The following is a 15,848-nucleotide window of genomic DNA, read 5'->3' as shown; positions in this document are numbered from 1 at the left end:
GCAACCTCACAACGACCGCTGCTCAAAACGGTAACCGACGCCATACACCGAATGGATCAGCTCGGCCCCTGGATCAATGGCGGCGATCTTGCGGCGCAGTTTCTTGATGTGGCTGTCGATGGTTCGATCATTGACCGTGCGGTCATCCGGATAGATCCGGGCCATCAGCTGGCTGCGCGAAAACAGCCGGCCCGGCTGACCCGCCAGCAGCGCCAGCAGCTTGAATTCCACGGCTGTCAGCCCCAGTTCCCGCCCATCAAGCCAGGCCCGGTAAGACAGCGCATCCAGTTGCAAACCGCCGCCGGCCAGTCCCTCCGGCTGGCTGCGGCGCAGCACTGCCTTCACCCGCGCCACGACCTCGCGCGGGCTGTAGGGCTTGCAGATGTAATCGTCAGCCCCCAGTTCCAACCCCAGCAACCGGTCGATCTCCTCGACCCGTGCCGTGGTCATGATAATGGGCAGGCTGCTGAACTGGCGCACCTGACGGCAGATTTCCATGCCATCACTGCCCGGCAGCATCAGATCAAGCAACAGCAGATCCGGCGGCTGGTGACGGATCTGCCCCACCACCGCCGCGCCGTCGGCCTGCAATTCCACGCGAAACCCGGCCTGGCGCAGATAATCGCGCAGCAACGCCGCCAGCTTGGGCTCATCCTCAACCACCAGAATCCGGCCCGCGCCAGCCGGTTCCCTCGCCTGGCCTGCCATCGGCTCACTCATCGTCCCTCCTCCTGCAACGGCAGCCGCACCTCAATCCACACCCCGCCCAGGGGTGATGGCCGTGCCTGTATGCTGCCACCATGGGCCTCGACAATGCTGCGACAGATGGACAAACCGAGCCCGGCGCCACCCCACTCGCGGCTGCGCGAAGTCTCCACCCGGTAGAGACGCTCGAACAGCCGTGGCAGACTCTCTTGCGGCACTCCCGGCGCGCTATCCTGCACATCGATCACCAGTTCTGCACCGTCGCGGTGAGCAGCAACGCGCACCCGGCCACCACCATCGGTATAGGCCAGGCTGTTGGCCAGCAGATTACTGAACAGTTGCTGCAACCGGTCACCATCGGTCCGCAGCCAGGCTGTCAGATCCGGCGGCCACTCAAAGCACAGTTCCAGACCGGCCCGCGTAAAAGCGCCGCGCATCTCCTCGCCCACCTGAACCAGCAGAGCCACCGCATCAAGGGTCTGCCAACGGTAGGTCAGAGCACCCAGATCCGACAGCGACAGCTGATACAAATCATCGACCAGTCGCCCCAACCGCAGCGTTTCCCCCTGCAGCGAGGCCAGCGCTGCCGCATCCAACGGCCGCAGACCATCCTGCAGGGCCTCGATCTCGCCACGCAGCACCGCCAGCGGAGTACGCAGTTCATGAGAGATGTCGGCCAGCCAGCGCCGCCGAGCTTGTTCATTCTGTTCCAGTGTTCGCGCCAGGGCATTAAAATCACGCGCCAGTTGCCCCAACTCATCGTTGGCGTGGGCCTCCACCCGCACCCTGTAACAACCTGCTGCCAGCTGATGGGTGGCCTGCGCCAGAGACTGTACCCGCCTGACCATGGCAGCCGCCAGCGGTAGCGCCAGCAGCGCGGCACCGGCCGCCATGGCCAGCGCAATCAGAAAAAATGCCCGTTTCTGCTCACTGGCAAATACCAGCTGGTGCTGCAACGCCACCTTTCGCTGACAGGCCAGCCCCAGATAACCGATCAGGTGCCCGTCAACCTGCAATGGCCGGAGTTCTTCGGCACAGCTGCGGTGGCCCGCCGGCACCACCGGCCGCCCCTTGGCATCGAGTAACACCAGCCGGCGGGCAAACAGATCCTCGGGCGGGCCATGGCGACGCAGCGCCGCCATCGGCAACAGCTCACCCGATTCCGGCTCCACCAGACTGGCCCGCAGCAATTGCCGCCACAAGGTCGGATTGGTCTGCAGCATCTGCCAGTCACCCAGCAACGGGTAATGCTGTTCCAGAAGAGTCGCCAGCTGCTCCAGCCGCTGCTGCTCCAGGCGGTTGACATAGCGCAGAAACCCCCGGTCGAAGCTCCACTGCATCAGAGCGAACATACCGATGATCACGAGACACAGACTCAGCAGCAGGGTAGCAAACCATTTGTATTTGAGGCGAAACAGCAACGTTCACCTCCCGCGTTCAGGTGAGATAAAAACCCCGGCCAGAGCGCACCGCCAGGGCAGAAGCCTGACGCTCATTATGGCGATAGCGCCCGGGGCTGTTCAAAACAAATCGAACCAGCCTCAACCTTTCCACGATTCTTCCCTATTTCTTGCGCATTGCCACGCTAGTCTGATCCCCAGAAGCAAGGACAGATCAACCAAACAACGCGATCACTGCCACGTATCCCCCCTTACACAGGAGAAACCTCATGTCTCAGTTCCGTACCCTCACCCTGTTGACCCTGCTGTTGAGCTTGGTGGCCAGTGGCTCCGCCCTGGCCTGGCCCCAGGGGGGCCATTCCGGCCCCGGCTTCAAACACCCCATGGCGGACAAGGGCGGCTGCAGCCCGCAGCCCTTTTATGAGCGGGTGGCACAGGTGCTCGAATTGAGCGACGCCCAGCTCGAACAGATCCGCATCCTGCGCCAGAATGCCCGCCAGCAGCGCCAGCAACTCAAGCAGCAAATGGAACCCCTGCGCCTGGAGTTGCGTCAGGCCGGCCGTGACGGCCAGTTCAATGAAAAAGCCGTGCGGAGCAGCGCTCAACAACTGGCCGAGCTCAAAACCCAGCTGATGATCGAACAGGCCCGCACCCGCAGCGCCATTCATGCGCTCCTGAGCCCGCAACAACGTGAGCTGGCGGCTAAGCTGCGCGACCTCTGCGCCGGCAACTGCGGCCCGCGTCAGCTGTGCCGCCCCAGCCAGAACGATGCCCCGGCAGGCTGCGGCAAGGGATTCCAGGGCCGGCGCGGCTGCTGCCCGCCTGGCAGCGGCGACAACAGCACCAATCCAACCACCGACTGATCCTTCCCCGCCCCCTAAGCCCTGGCCAGCATCTTTTAGCTACAATGCTGGCCAGGGCCGGCGCGCTTTCTAGCGCCTCAGCATGACCTCGCCCAGAATTCCCTCGCTTTTTAGCCTCACAACTGTTAGCCTGAGCTTTCTTCGGTGCCCATCGGTCGGCACCCGCACGTGTCCCCGGTTGTTTTTGTGGTATCTCGCCCCTCTGCGATCTTCTGCCTGAACCTTCCCCGACACAATTCCGGGCTTCCCGGTTTCCCCTGCGTCGCCAGCCCCGCTGACCGTTTTGCCGCCACTGCGCCGCAAAGGGGCGGGCTTCCACCCTATTTGGAGTTTTTTTTGAATACGTTTGACAAACTCGGCCTGTCGGCCGAACTGGTGCGTGCCGTCGCCGAACAGGGCTACAGCACCCCGACCCCGATCCAGAGCCAGGCCATCCCTGCCGTTCTCGCCGGAGGCGATCTGCTCGCCGCTGCCCAGACCGGTACCGGTAAAACCGCTGGTTTCACCCTGCCACTGTTGCAACAGCTCTCTGCCCGCCGCCTCAGTGGCCGGCGTCATCCAATCCGCGCCCTGATTCTGGCCCCGACTCGCGAACTGGCCGCCCAGATCGGTGACAGCGTCACCGCCTACGGTCGCCATCTGCCGCTGAAATCGGCCGTCATCTTCGGCGGTGTCAGCTGTGTGCCGCAGAAAGCTGCCCTGCGCCAAGGTGTTGACATCCTTATCGCCACGCCGGGCCGTCTGCTTGATCTGCACAACCAGCAATGCCTTGATCTTCGTCAGGTCGAAATTCTTGTACTCGACGAAGCGGACCGCATGCTTGACATGGGCTTTATCCACGATATCCGGCGAGTACTGGCCCTGCTGCCGGCCAGCCGCCAGAACCTGTTGTTTTCCGCCACCTTCTCCGACGACATCCGCCGCCTGGCCGATGGCCTGCTCAACCGTCCGACGGTAATTGAGGTGGCCCGGCGCAACACCCCGGCTGAAGCCGTTGAACAGCGGGTCTATCCGGTGGACAAAAGCCAGAAGCGGGCCCTGTTGTCCTACCTGATCGGCTCACGCAACTGGCAGCAGGTGCTGGTTTTCACCCGCACCAAGCACGGCGCCAATCGTCTGGCCGAGCAACTGGCAAAGGATGGCCTGAGTTCCGCAGCCATCCACGGCAACAAAAGTCAGGGCGCCCGGACCAAGGCTCTGGCCGACTTCAAGGCCGGACGGGTGCGTGTCCTGGTCGCCACCGACATCGCCGCCCGCGGGCTCGATATCGATCAGTTGCCCCAGGTGGTCAACTACGAGTTGCCCAATGTGCCGGAAGACTACGTCCACCGCATCGGCCGCACGGGCCGTGCCGGCCACAGCGGTGAAGCCGTTTCCCTGGTCAGCCCAGATGAAATCAAGCTGCTGCGCGACATCGAACGGCTGCTCAAGCGCAGCCTGCCGCAGGAGCAAGTCAGCGGCTTCGTCGCCCCTGCGGTCGCTTCATCGGAAGCTTCAGCTCCGCGACCGGCCACTGCACCGGGCAATCGCCAGCAACCCCGCCGCCGGAGGAGCGCTGGTGCATCCAGAAACACTGATCGTCAAGTCTCCACGGCCAGCCGCCGCTAAACTTGACCTGAGCAGGACAACGAGAACACCAATCAAAAAGCCGGAATGCCCTCAAGGGCATTCCGGCTTTTTGATTGGTCTGCTCCGCCGTGACAGGCTGGTTACAAACCCTTGCGTTCGGCCAGATACAATAACGGTACGGCAGCAGCAATAAAAACGACAATAATGAGCCAGGGCGACAGACCCAGCAACTGCGGCAAGGTGATTTTGCCGTAATCCCCCCAGGTAAGCACGGTTTTTTGCAGCACCGGGTAGGCTTCAGCATAGGCAGCCGCACCACACAGCATGCCCAGCAAGGCCCAAAGGGCATGCAACCGGCCTTCAGCCAGGGCGCCGACGGCGGTACCGGGGCAGAAGCCGGCCAGTGCCCAGCCGACGCCAAACAGCAGTCCGCCCATGATCTGGGCAGCGACCACGGTGCCTTTGACACTCAGGGCAATCACTCCCAGGCCGTGCAGGGCATAGACGCCGACCATACCGACCAGCACGGCGGTGGCCATGAACTTGATGATGGTCAAATCCTGCAGCAGCATGAAACGCACCTGCCGCTCAAAACGCAATACCTGGCCTTTTTGCAGAAAGAAGCCGAACAGCACCCCGGTGATCAGTCCCAGAAACAGTTCCATCAGTGGTCTCCCGGCGGGTAGATCTGGCGCGCCGCCAGCACGGCGCCAAGGATGAAGAAAACCAGCGCCAGCAGACTGCTGACGGCCAGTTGCATATTGCCCGACATGCCGTGGCCACTGGGGCAGCCGCCGGCCAGACGCGCGCCGAACAGCAGAATGAAGCCACCGATGAAGGCGCCAACGGCACGCCGCAGCGGACTGGGGCCGAAGCGTTCGCGCCAGACCGGCGGCACCCATTCGAGACGGGCGGTGCGCCCCAGGCGGGCCGACAGCAACGCGCCGCCAAAGACACCGATGACAAACAGCATCTGCCAGTCCACCTTGATTTTCTCTTTCTGGAAATAGCTGTTGGCGGCCACATGATCGGGGCTGACCACCTGCTCAATCAGGCCCGAAGCCCGCACGAAAGTGGTCGAAGCACCAAGGTACTGTCCCTTATCCAGCACCAGGGAGGTCACCAACACCGACAGCACGGCCAGAATACCGACACAGGCCCCGGCAAGGTAGGGATTCCACTGCGCCAGGGTCAACCAGCGTTTCATCGCTTCCTCCTTGTAAAAACAGCGTAAAATCAGACGTTACTTGGCGAGTCTAGCGCACACAACCGCTATTGCAAGTCTCAGCGCAGGGCGCGGGCCTCCAGGTAGAAGCGTTTTTCGTCGGCATGGCCCATGGAAAAGGTTTTACGCGGCAGCGCTCCATCACGCACAATGGTCGCAAACAGCTCGTGCTTGGAAATGGCGGGCAGATAAAAACCGGCCCGTTTGGGGCGTGACGCCAGCCGGCTGACGCTGTCCTCGCCATGAATATAATCGATACCGACCCAAGGCTGCTGCTGCAGAAAGTCATCAAGGAAGTCCTGCAGCGTCGCCAGCGGCAGGGTGCGGCGCACCCCCTCAAAACGCAGCAGGTACAGACGCCCAGCCAGGTTGGCTACCAGCTGATGGCACCCTGGAAGCGGCTGCGCCGCCAGCTGTCGAGCGCTGGCCAGATCGGCGCAGGGCGTCAGACTGCAAACCATGCCCTGAGCGGCCGCGTAACACTGCAGCTGCTGGCACAGTGCATCACAATCAACATCGAACAAAACCCGGTGAATGGCCTCGAATTCCAGGCCGGCATCGTGCAGGTTGACCAGTTCGACCAGGGCATAGCGCGCCGGATGGCGGGCCAGCAGGGCGGGGTCGTCAATCTGGCTGCGGATTTCCTGCCAGATGGCCTTGGCAGTGGCAAAGGAGTGATTGCCATCACCCATGGCGTAGAGCAGCACCTCGGGGTGGTCGGGGTAACGTTGGCGGAACCCTTGGGGATCGGCCAGGGCCGCAAGGGCGTCGGCCACCTGCTGGAGCAGAGCGGGGCGCTGAACGGCGTAGCCGCGCAGATGGCCGGCACCACCGAGCAGCTCGAAATCGTACAGCGGCGGCAGCTTCTGACGCAGCAATGGTTCAATGACGGTACGCTGCGGATCGTCGATCAGCACCATGATGTGAGGCAGTTCCAACGCCGCGCCGCGCCGCACGCGAATCCGCGGCGGCAAGCGTTCAACGATGGTGCCTTCGGTGGCGCGAATCAGCGAGGTGGAGCCGGTGCTGTAATCGTAACACTCCAGATCCAACGCCACCATCAGGCCATGGCGAACCGGCACCTGAGGCGTGGCACGTTCAACCAGCACAAAACCGGGCGCCTGCGGCTGCAGCAGGCCCTCGGCCAGATAGGCCTCCATCCGCTGCTGGATGGCGGCAACCCGTTCGGCGGCGTCAGCGTCCTCCAGATACACCTCGGGAAAGATCAGTTGCAGGGTCGAGGGCGCCTCGCCGACCTGCTGCGCCAACTGCTGCCAGTACTCGCGATCGGAGGTGTACTGATCGCAGGCAATCACCGCCCAGCGCCGCAGATCAACCTGTGGCGCCGGCAGCAGAATCTGTGGCACCGCCAGCCCGATCGATTCAAAAACCTTCATGCCAGATTCTCCTTCCCTGAAGCCTGAGCGTTACAGATGACCAAAACTGCTGCGGCGTTTCTGGCGCGAACTGCGGCCCAAAAACCAGCCCAGCAGCAAAACTCCAGCCCCCGCCAGAAACCAGCGGACCGCCGCCGTCTGCAGCAGGCTGCGATCCTGCTGCCGCAGGCGCGTGGCCTCCTCCTGGGCCTGCCGCAGCTGTTGCTGCAGGGCATCCAGGTCGGGATTGGCGGCGCGCAACTGCGCCAGCTGTTGATCACGCTCGGCCAGCTGCTGCTGCAAGTGGCTGATCTCCTGTTGCAGTCGCTGGTTTTCCTGCTGACCCGGCTGGCTGTTCAGCTGCTGCCGCAGACGATCCACTTCAGCATTGAGCTGCGCGATCTGCTGGGCCTTGGGTATCTCACGCGAAACGTACTGTCGCGGGATATAGCCATCCAGCCCTTCTTCCAGCCGCACCTGGTAAAAATCGCCCTCCTCGGCCAGGATCTCCAGCGGCGTGTCTGACTGCAGGGTGCGCACCACGGGATAGGCGGTGCCCTTGCCCTGACGCAGGTTCACCATCAGCCGGTCCGACACATAGCCGGTTTCAGCCTGGCCGGACGACACCGAGGTCAGCAAGAGAATACCGGTAACAATGACGGAATAAAAACGCTGGTTCATCGCTTGGACTCCTTGGGGCTGGCGGTGCGGGACGGCCGGATCGGCCAGTCCTGTTCGAATCCGGCAGGAAAAAAGCTCTCCCGCGTGCGGTTGAAATAGCCATACTGAATGCGCGGCACCCGCTCCTTAATCTGTTCCAGCATAGCCAGCAGGCCGATGGGTGTGCCGCCCTTGGGCATGGCGCGCAGATACTGCTGCGGATCGATGCACAGGTTGCGCATCTGGATCAGATCGACACGGCCGTCATCAATCAGCTCGACCAAAGCGTCGATTTCCTCCTGCTGGTCACTGATGCCGGGAAACACCAGATAGTTGAGCATGACGAACAAACCCTGCTGCCGCGCCCGCCGCAGCGACTCGCGGACATCGGCAAAGCAGTAACCGCGCGGGCGGTAATAGGCGGTGTAGAAATCCTCGCGGGCGGAATTGAGGGAGACGCGCAGGGAATCGAGACCGGCGGCCGCCAGCGCGTCGATTTTATCCGGCAACGAGGCGTTGGAGTTGAAATTGATGGTGCCACGCGCCGTTTCGGCGCGCATGGCACGGATGGACTGGCAGATGACATCGGCCTGCAGAATCGGATCGCCTTCACAGCCCTGGCCATAGGAAACAATAGCGTTTTCGGCGGTCTGCAGATGGGGAACGGCGGTTTCGACCAGTTCCTGCACCGTCGGCACGAAGGTGATGCGCTCCTGACTCGACGGACAGCATTCATTCTCGGCGCTCTGCCACGACAGGCAGCCCAGACAGCGGGCATTGCACTGCGGCGAAGTCGGCAGTGGCGCTTCCCACCGCCCCAGAAAAAGATTCTTGGCGGCGAAGCAGTGGTAATCCAGCGCACAGCGGGCCAGCTGACGCAGCAGGCGGTTGTCCGGAAAGCGCGCCAGCAGACGATCAACCCCCGGCGCCACCTCGCGATCATCAAAGCGGTCAGGCTGCCACTGCAGGTTACGGTCGACCTGGCTGGCGGCGACGTAGAAGCGCTCCTCCTCCAGGCACCAGCCCAGGGCGGTATACGCCCACAGGGGCAGGGTCTCGCGCCGGGCCGGATACTGTGCGGCGGGCAGCAGGGTCCGGGTATAACCCGGCGCCATGAAGGCACAGACGGCCTGCACCCTGTCGCCGCCCCAGGAGCGTGGCAGCCGTTCCAGCGTCTGCAGACGGCCCGTCTGGGAATCGAAGCCCTGCGGCAGCGCCTGCGGCAGGGTGAACAACCGGCTGCCGGCGGGCAGCGGAATCATCTCTTCGGGGCGCGGTGCACAGGGCTGATCACCCTTGTGGCCGGCCAGCAGCAGTCCGGGATATTCGAACACCTGGCCATCGGCTGTCGCCACGACGGTGCAGAAGGTTTTGCGATCCGGTCGGCCGGTCGGTTTTGCCATGAACATCTCCTCAAGAGCCAAGATCCCGCCAGGCGGGCAAGAAAGGCCGATGCTACCGCAAAACCGCCCCGCCACACAACCTTCACCGCAGCGAAAAAACCGGCTCGGCACCGTGACGGACCAGCCCGCCCCCGCTGGACGATTGCAGCGGTCGTCCGGCTGGAGTATGCTGCCACACCATGCATACCCTGTTGACCACACTCCACAGCAAATTTATCCACCCCAGTCTGGCTCTGCCCTACCTGGCGGCGTACTGCGGCACGGCTTGCGGCACGATCGAAATCGTCGAGGCCACGGTCCACGAACCGCGTGACAATCTGCTGGCGCTGCTCCTGCAGCATCGACCCGACGTTATCGCCTTTTCCGTCTATCTGTGGAATCGCGAGGAAACCCTGGCGCTGGTGGATGCCCTGCATCTGATCCGGCCGGAACTGCGCCTGGTGCTGGGAGGGCCGGAGGTCAGCTACGCGCAGCAAGAGCTGTGGCGCCACCCCGGCATCCGTGCCATCGTGCGCGGCGAGGGGGAAGCGCCGTTGCGCGCCCTGTTGCACAGCTGGCAGCGCGGTGAGGAACCGCAGGGCGTTGCCCGCCTGAGTCTGCGCCGCGCCGACGGCAGCATCGCCGAAGGGCCCGACGGCCCGCCCCTGGCCGACCTCGACACCATTCCCTCGCCCTTCGCCCAGGGGCTGGTGGACTGCCAACGCGGCTTCGTCTACTACGAAACCAGCCGCGGCTGTCCCTACCGCTGTGCCTTCTGCATGAGCGCCCTCGACCGCCAGGTGCGCAGCTTCTCACCCGCGCGCATCGAAGCCGACCTGCTGTGGCTGCTGCGCCAACGGGTGCCGAAGATCAAACTGGTCGATCGGACCTTTAATTACGACGCCGCCCGCGCCCGTGAGCTGTTCGCCTTCATCCTGCGGCACAATCAGGGCAGCCATCTGCATTTCGAGATCGGCGCCCATCTGCTGGACGATGACACCTTGCAGCTGCTGCGGCAGGTTCCGGCCGAGACCTTCCAGTTTGAAATCGGCGTGCAGTCCTGCCTGCCGGACAGCCTGCGCCGGGTGCAGCGTCACGCGCCTTTCGATCAGCTCAGCCACGCCGTCCGCTTTCTGCGCCAGCACAGCCAGATTCATCTGCACCTCGACCTCATCGCCGGCTTGCCGGGCGAATCCTTCGCCCAGATCTGTACCAATATCGATCAGGTGCTGGCGCTGCAACCGCATCATCTGCAGATCGAACCGCTCAAACTGCTGCCCGGCGCGCCACTGCGGCAGCAGGCAACGGCACTGGGCCTACGCTTCGACCCCCACCCGCCCTACAGTGTGCTGGTCACCCCCGATCTGGACTTTTCCGAACTCGAACGGCTGCGGGGCCTGAGCCGGCTGCTTGATCTGACCTGGAATCAACAGCGCGGCCGACGTTTTCTTCAAATGCTGCAGAGCCATCACGGCAGCGCCAGCGCCGCCCTGCTGGCCCTGACCGATTTCTTTCAGAGCCGGCAACTGCTGCGCTTTCCCCTTACCGGCCGCAGCCTGTTCGAGCGGCTGGCCAGCTGCATCGAGCACCTCTATCCGCCACCGCTGCAGACCCGTCTGGTGGAGGCCCTGTGTGCCGACTATGCCGATGCCGAACTGGTTTCGGTCAACAATCTGCCAGACTTTTGTGTTCCCCGCCGCTGCCCGACCGACAACCCCGCACTGAGCACCGCCATCAGTCACAGCGTCGACAGCCGCCTCGCCACGCTGCGCGGCCAGGGCATCAAACTGCAGTATCTGGCACTGCATCTGCCCGCCGCCAGCGATGACGATCCCGCCCGCCCCATTCATCTGTTTTTCTATCTCAGCGGCAAGGGCCGGCCCCTGCACATTGAGCATCAGCGCCTGGCCTGGCCCGGCACCAGCGCAACCTCAAGACAGCCGTAGCACAAAAGCCGTGATGAAGGCCGGTTTCAGATCGGCTGGTGCCAGGGGGCAGAATTCCTGCTGCAGCAGCCGGAAGGCATAATCGACAAAGACTCCAGTTCCGGGCTGCTGCTGTTCGAACTGCTGCCGGCTCTGCTGCCACAGCGCCTCAAACGCTCCTGCCGATGCCGTCAGACGCTGGTGCAGCGGTTCCAGCGCGACCAGCGCTAGCGGTACTGGCGCAAACGCCTCCCCCAGTAGCCGATTGGCCAGCGCCGTGAGGAACAGCTGGGCCAGCCCGACCTCGTTCGCCTGGGGCGGCTGACAGTCACACAGATCCCATTCTGTCGGCACGGGCAAGGCGAAGGGTGGCTGGCGGCTGAACAGCTGCTGCAGGGCCTGCAAGGTATCCAGCTCACGCTGAACCAGCTGCAGCTGGCTACAGGTGGTGAAGGGCCGCATATCGGCGTGCACCGGGTCGATCAGGGCGGCGTACAGACGCGGCTTGGGCTGATCAAGGGCTGTCAGCAGGGCCAACGCCGGCGGATCGAACCAGGGACCAAGGCAGGAACGTCGCAGGCTGCGGGCCTGCCGCGCCAAGCGCTCCGTCAGACAAAAGCCCAACCGGTAGAGAGACTGCAGATACAGCCGGCCAAACAGCTCGGTCGCCGTATCGGCGGCACTGCCGGCCAGATGACCCAAGGCGATGTTGAGATAGTGGTAGACATCCTCCAGACTCTGGCGCACCGCGACCGGATCACCGACATCCACCTGATCGGCGCTCATGGCACGATTGAGCAGCAGCGCCAGTTCGCTGTGCAGTGCCGGTGTGAGACCGCCAGACAGCACCTCGGCCAGCAGATCCTGCGGCCGTGCCGCCGTCAGGATAAAGAGCGGCGCCTCGGGCAGAGCCGTCTGCCGAGACCACAGCGGATCGGCGGTCTTGTCAAAATCCTGCGGCCGGAAGCTGGCCGGATCAAGCCAGGCACGCAGCAGTCGCGCCTCAACCGGCTCGTAGAAACCCAGATCACCCAGCCGGCCGGAGCGCAGCTGATAGACCTCCTCGGTCAGCGTCAGGCGCGTCTCGTGGCGCACCGCCTCCATCAGCTGCAGAAAAAAGGAGCGCCGCTCGCGAAACAACAGGTCCTGCAGCCCTTCGAGCAGACGGGCCTGCTCCTCGCCGGCATAGCGACATTCGTAGATCTGACCAGGCCGCTGCGGCGGCGCGTCATTGTTGTCTTCGTCCCAGGCCTCCAGCCCGTGCACGATATGCAGATGGCCCTTCAGCAGCAGCACCAGCGCGTCAAAATCCATCTCTTCCAGCAGGCGCAACTGCTGTTGCTCATCCTGTTGCGCCAGCAGCTCCAACCACAGCCAGCCCTGACGGCTGTCAAACTGATCTCCCCGCCAGCAGTCCAGATCAATACAGCAGGTCAACTGAGCGCCACTGGCCAGGCCAACCAACTCGGGTACATCAAGGGGACCAAGCTCCTTGAGCAACAAATACAGATCCTGCGCCGGCAACGCCTGCACCAGTTCTTCAGGCTGCTGCTGATCGAGCAGATACTGGTATTTCTGGCGGGCGCTGCGCGTCTGCAGCGCCTGAATCTGATGAGCCAGCGACGCATTAACCGATGGCAAGTGCCCTTGGCGACGGCGGGTCATGATGGTTTCCTCTCGCAAAAGAAAGAATGGACGTTCACCTCTGGCCACGGCCGCCGGACCGGTCAAGCAGCAGGGCGGCTAGCAAACCAACAACAAAACCATTGCCAGCCAGCGGCTGCAATGCCAGCGGCAGCCGCAGCAGTTGCTGTGCCGGGATGAAAGCCACAAGGGTACCACACAGCACCGGCAGGCCGACTCCCAGCACCAGACTGCGACGCGTTCCGGCCCCGGCCAGCAAACGCAGCGCGGTCAGCGACTGAACACTGAGAACATAAAGCAGAATGACACCGATGACAACGTCCGGCACGGCACTGAGGTAGCCCAGCAGACGAGGGGACAGGGCGCACAGGCCCAGGGCGGCGGCCACCGGCAACAGCACCCGACGCGCACCACAGCCCGAAGCCGCCAGCACACCAGGGCTGAAGGAATAATTGACCGGCCCGATCACCCCAATGAAGGCAGCCAGCATGTTGGCCAGGCCGGTAACGGCCAGACCGCGGCGCAATCGCCGGGGCAGATCGGGCAAATCAAAGAAGGGCGCGAGCGACTGCATCGACCCCAGATCGTTGACCGCCAGAGCCAGATAGCAAACCAGAAAGGCCAGCAGCACGGCGGGATCGAACTGCCAGGTCAGCGACAGCGATGTCAGCGGCCAGCCCAGCCAGGGCAGCGGCACAGGACTCTGGCACGGCGGCACCAGTATCAGCCAGACCAAGGTTCCTGCCGCCAGGCCCCAGATCACCAAGGTGGCACGCCCCAACCCTGTCAGCCAGCGATGCAGCAGCAAAAGCAGCAGCAGCAACAGGCTGGCAAAACCCAGCCGCAACGGGCCATCAGGCGCTGCCAGTCCGGCAGGCAACAGCAATTGGCCGATCAGCGGCAGCAGGGTAAAGGCTATCAGCAGCAGCACAACGGCAATCACCCGCGCCGTGAACAGCCGCTGCAAACGCAGCAGCAGGCTGCTGCGAGCCAGCAGAAACAACAGCAGTCCGCCCAGAAACAGGGCGCTGGTCACGGCGGCCGGATCACTGGCGCGACAGGCCAGAACCCCGACCAGCAGCACCGCCGCCGGCCCCAGCACCAGCGGCAAACGATGACCGACCAGCACTTGAGCCAGCAGTGCGACCGCTGTCATCAGACTGATCTTTTGCAGATACAGCCCAGCCGCGGCGGTACCACCAGGCTGCAGCCGCGCCGCCAACTGGGCCAGAATCACCAGGGTCGGCAGACAGATGACAAACCACTGGCCGGCATACAGCAACCGTTGCGGCCAGGGCGGCCGATCTTCCAGGCCATAGTGCAACTTCATTGCCGCAGACCTCTTCCGGGCGTTCCTGCCCCTGACGTTAGAAACGGCCCCAAACGCAGAAAAGACCCCGCGGAAGGGGCCTTTTCCAGCAACAGCGAGCACCTGCGGACAGCAACAAGCCGTGTCACGCCTGCCGCCAGCCGGCCTGCAACGCCTGTAACGGCGCCAGCAGCTCGGCAAAGCGCCGCGCCCAACCACACTGTTCCGCCAGTACGGCTTCCAGCAGAGCATCGGTGGTCAGCGGGTTGGCCAACACCACCCGAAAGACGGTAATACTGTCGCCCTGATACTGGGCCGGCTCCAGCCGGGTACGGGAAACAAAGGTGTTGCCGGCCTCGCGCTGAGCCTTCTGGATGGTCACGGTCAGCTGATCCAGCAAAACATTGGCCACACGCCGCTGTTCCTGGCTAGCCTGGGCCATGGCCTGCTGCGACCAGGCCGGATTATAGCGGTAGGTGAGGATGTTGAGTTCCGGCGCGGTCACCAGTTCAAAATCAGGATGGGCCCGGATGCAGTCAGCGAAGTGGCGTGCCCGCTCAATGCCCTGATCAATCAACAGTTCATAGCCCTTGCGGCCGATAATCGACAACCCGGCATGCACCAGCAACGCCTTGCCTGGCCGGGAACCTTCGAGGGTGTGGGTGCCAAGATCCTTCGAGCCAGGCCGCAGAATGTAGGCGGCATGATGCTCAATGGCGGAAACAGCCCTGGGATCGCGGAACAGCACCATGCCGGCCCCCATCGGCGCGTAAAGCTGTTTGTGGGCATCGATGGTAACGGAATCCGCTCGTTCGATACCCTTGAGAAGTCCGCGATGCGTCTGGGAAAACAGGGTCGGTCCGCCCCAGGCGGCATCGACATGGAAATGACATTCCAGTTCGGCGGCCAGATCGGCCAGGGCATCGAGGGGATCGACGGTGCCGGTTTCCGTGGTACCGGCAATGCCGACCAGTGCCAGCACCCGCTTGTTTTCATCCTGCAATCGCTGACAGTGCTGCCGCAGACAGCGCAAATCGATCCGGTTGTTTTCGTCGGTCTCGACCGGTATCAGGTTATCGCGGCCAAGCCCCAGCAGATCAACTCCCTTGGCCAACGAATAATGGGCACGGCGTGAAGCCAAGACCACCAGCCCTTCACAGCGCAGATGCTGCAGCGCCCGGAGCAAGCCTTCCTGGGCGATACCGCGAAACATGCCGTCGGGTTTGCACAGGCGATTGCGCGCCAGCCACAGGGCCGTGGTGTTGGCAATGGTTCCGCCGGAACAGAAAGCCCCCAGGGCACAGCGGCTGTCATGGATATAGCGCTGATAGAAGGCATCATCCTGCGCGAACACCAGCCGATGGAGCATGGCCAGCACCTGCCGCTCCAGCGGTGTGAAGGCCTTGGATGTCTCCACCTTGACGGTGTTCTGGTTCAGGGCGATGAGAATACGCGACAACGGCAGCATGAAATACGGCATGGCCGAGGTCATGTGGCCAACAAAACCGGGCGAAGCGGTATGAACCGATTGCGCCACCAGCTTGTTTTTGACGAACTCGGTGTAATCCGACACGAAGGTCGGTTCCTCGGGAATCTGCGTACTGGAAAAATCGCGTTCGATTTCCTCCAGGCTGCAGCCCGTGGCCACAATATGCTGCTGCAGAAAACCGGCAAGATCGGCGGTAAGGGCTTGATCAATTCTGCCGAGGGTGGAATCCGGAGCTTCGGGAACCGTGAAGATGCGATAGAGATTTTCCAGATTGGCCTTGGCTTGTTCAGTCATGGGCGCC

General features: G+C 63.2%; 13 protein-coding genes. 3 read left to right on the top strand and 10 right to left on the bottom strand.

The genetic code is table 11. The annotated features are described in order from the left end of the window. Positions 1 to 6: 6 nt before the first annotated feature. Together BLR80_RS03630 and BLR80_RS03625 are read right to left on the bottom strand one after the other, a co-directional pair. Complete coding sequence (locus tag BLR80_RS03630; protein WP_245691320.1) at positions 7 to 720, bottom strand: response regulator; 714 nt, start codon at positions 718 to 720, stop codon at positions 7 to 9. Continuing rightward, positions 717 to 2,126 carry an ATP-binding protein gene (locus tag BLR80_RS03625; protein WP_216095165.1) on the bottom strand — a complete coding sequence of 470 codons (1,410 nt, stop codon included), beginning with the start codon at positions 2,124 to 2,126 and terminating at the stop codon, positions 717 to 719. The genes BLR80_RS03630 and BLR80_RS03625 overlap by 4 nt, the downstream gene beginning before the upstream one ends. A 248-nt stretch (positions 2,127 to 2,374) precedes the next feature. Between BLR80_RS03625 and BLR80_RS03620 the strand changes: the two genes are divergently transcribed. Beyond that, positions 2,375 to 2,968: a Spy/CpxP family protein refolding chaperone gene (locus BLR80_RS03620; protein WP_092076350.1), complete on the top strand. Its 594-nt coding sequence runs from the start codon at positions 2,375 to 2,377 to the stop codon at positions 2,966 to 2,968. 336 nt (positions 2,969 to 3,304) lie between these two features. After that, the gene (locus tag BLR80_RS03615; RefSeq protein WP_092076474.1) at positions 3,305 to 4,576 is read left to right on the top strand and encodes a DEAD/DEAH box helicase; all 1,272 of its coding nucleotides are present in this window, start codon (positions 3,305 to 3,307) and stop codon (positions 4,574 to 4,576) included. 101 nt (positions 4,577 to 4,677) lie between these two features. Here the strand turns inward: BLR80_RS03615 and BLR80_RS03610 are convergent, their stop codons facing one another. From BLR80_RS03610 to BLR80_RS03590, 5 genes are all read right to left on the bottom strand, one after another. Further along, positions 4,678 to 5,202 (bottom strand): DUF6691 family protein, encoded by a 525-nt coding sequence (locus tag BLR80_RS03610; RefSeq protein ID WP_171906298.1) that lies wholly within the window; start codon positions 5,200 to 5,202, stop codon positions 4,678 to 4,680. Next, complete coding sequence (locus tag BLR80_RS03605) at positions 5,202 to 5,744, bottom strand: YeeE/YedE thiosulfate transporter family protein (RefSeq protein WP_092076348.1); 543 nt, start codon at positions 5,742 to 5,744, stop codon at positions 5,202 to 5,204. The genes BLR80_RS03610 and BLR80_RS03605 overlap by 1 nt, the downstream gene beginning before the upstream one ends. A 77-nt stretch (positions 5,745 to 5,821) precedes the next feature. Next, entirely contained in the window at positions 5,822 to 7,159 is a 1,338-nt protein-coding gene (locus BLR80_RS03600) for a DUF1015 domain-containing protein (protein ID WP_092076346.1), read from the bottom strand. 30 nt (positions 7,160 to 7,189) lie between these two features. Then, positions 7,190 to 7,819 carry a TIGR04211 family SH3 domain-containing protein gene (locus BLR80_RS03595; RefSeq protein WP_092076344.1) on the bottom strand — a complete coding sequence of 210 codons (630 nt, stop codon included), beginning with the start codon at positions 7,817 to 7,819 and terminating at the stop codon, positions 7,190 to 7,192. Continuing rightward, positions 7,816 to 9,201, bottom strand: coding sequence for a radical SAM family protein (locus BLR80_RS03590; protein WP_092076342.1), 1,386 nt, complete (start codon positions 9,199 to 9,201; stop codon positions 7,816 to 7,818). The genes BLR80_RS03595 and BLR80_RS03590 overlap by 4 nt, the downstream gene beginning before the upstream one ends. A 179-nt stretch (positions 9,202 to 9,380) precedes the next feature. Between BLR80_RS03590 and BLR80_RS03585 the strand changes: the two genes are divergently transcribed. Next, positions 9,381 to 11,126 carry a B12-binding domain-containing radical SAM protein gene (locus BLR80_RS03585; RefSeq protein ID WP_092076340.1) on the top strand — a complete coding sequence of 582 codons (1,746 nt, stop codon included), beginning with the start codon at positions 9,381 to 9,383 and terminating at the stop codon, positions 11,124 to 11,126. On the opposite strand, the gene BLR80_RS03580 is transcribed toward BLR80_RS03585, so the two are convergent. From BLR80_RS03580 to panP, 3 genes are all read right to left on the bottom strand, one after another. Continuing rightward, entirely contained in the window at positions 11,112 to 12,770 is a 1,659-nt protein-coding gene (locus tag BLR80_RS03580; protein ID WP_092076338.1) for a DUF6178 family protein, read from the bottom strand. The two genes, BLR80_RS03585 and BLR80_RS03580, sit on opposite strands and share 15 nt — an antisense overlap. Positions 12,771 to 12,804: 34 nt before the next feature. Then, entirely contained in the window at positions 12,805 to 14,079 is a 1,275-nt protein-coding gene (locus tag BLR80_RS03575; RefSeq protein WP_171906297.1) for a solute carrier family 23 protein, read from the bottom strand. Positions 14,080 to 14,203: 124 nt separating this feature from the next. Next, positions 14,204 to 15,841, bottom strand: coding sequence for a pyridoxal-dependent aspartate 1-decarboxylase PanP (panP, locus tag BLR80_RS03570; protein WP_092076334.1), 1,638 nt, complete (start codon positions 15,839 to 15,841; stop codon positions 14,204 to 14,206). Positions 15,842 to 15,848: the final 7 nt, after the last annotated feature.

The sequence above is a fragment of the Desulfuromonas thiophila genome, assembly GCF_900101955.1.
Classification (GTDB): domain Bacteria; phylum Desulfobacterota; class Desulfuromonadia; order Desulfuromonadales; family Desulfuromonadaceae; genus Pseudodesulfuromonas; species Pseudodesulfuromonas thiophila.
This window is presented reverse-complemented; position numbering and strand designations above follow the sequence as displayed.

What these genes read in the sequence shown, in the direction of transcription:
- BLR80_RS03630 (WP_245691320.1), bottom strand. Translation starts at nt 720, where the DNA reads ATGAGTGAGCCGATGGCAGGCCAGGCGAGGGAACCGGCTGGCGCGGGC.
- BLR80_RS03620 (WP_092076350.1), top strand. Translation starts at nt 2,375, where the DNA reads ATGTCTCAGTTCCGTACCCTCACCCTGTTGACCCTGCTGTTGAGCTTG.
- BLR80_RS03610 (WP_171906298.1), bottom strand. Translation starts at nt 5,202, where the DNA reads ATGGAACTGTTTCTGGGACTGATCACCGGGGTGCTGTTCGGCTTCTTT.
- BLR80_RS03605 (WP_092076348.1), bottom strand. Translation starts at nt 5,744, where the DNA reads ATGAAACGCTGGTTGACCCTGGCGCAGTGGAATCCCTACCTTGCCGGG.
- BLR80_RS03600 (WP_092076346.1), bottom strand. Translation starts at nt 7,159, where the DNA reads ATGAAGGTTTTTGAATCGATCGGGCTGGCGGTGCCACAGATTCTGCTG.
- BLR80_RS03595 (WP_092076344.1), bottom strand. Translation starts at nt 7,819, where the DNA reads ATGAACCAGCGTTTTTATTCCGTCATTGTTACCGGTATTCTCTTGCTG.
- BLR80_RS03590 (WP_092076342.1), bottom strand. Translation starts at nt 9,201, where the DNA reads ATGGCAAAACCGACCGGCCGACCGGATCGCAAAACCTTCTGCACCGTC.
- BLR80_RS03585 (WP_092076340.1), top strand. Translation starts at nt 9,381, where the DNA reads ATGCATACCCTGTTGACCACACTCCACAGCAAATTTATCCACCCCAGT.
- BLR80_RS03580 (WP_092076338.1), bottom strand. Translation starts at nt 12,770, where the DNA reads ATGACCCGCCGTCGCCAAGGGCACTTGCCATCGGTTAATGCGTCGCTG.
- BLR80_RS03575 (WP_171906297.1), bottom strand. Translation starts at nt 14,079, where the DNA reads ATGAAGTTGCACTATGGCCTGGAAGATCGGCCGCCCTGGCCGCAACGG.
- panP (WP_092076334.1), bottom strand. Translation starts at nt 15,841, where the DNA reads ATGACTGAACAAGCCAAGGCCAATCTGGAAAATCTCTATCGCATCTTC.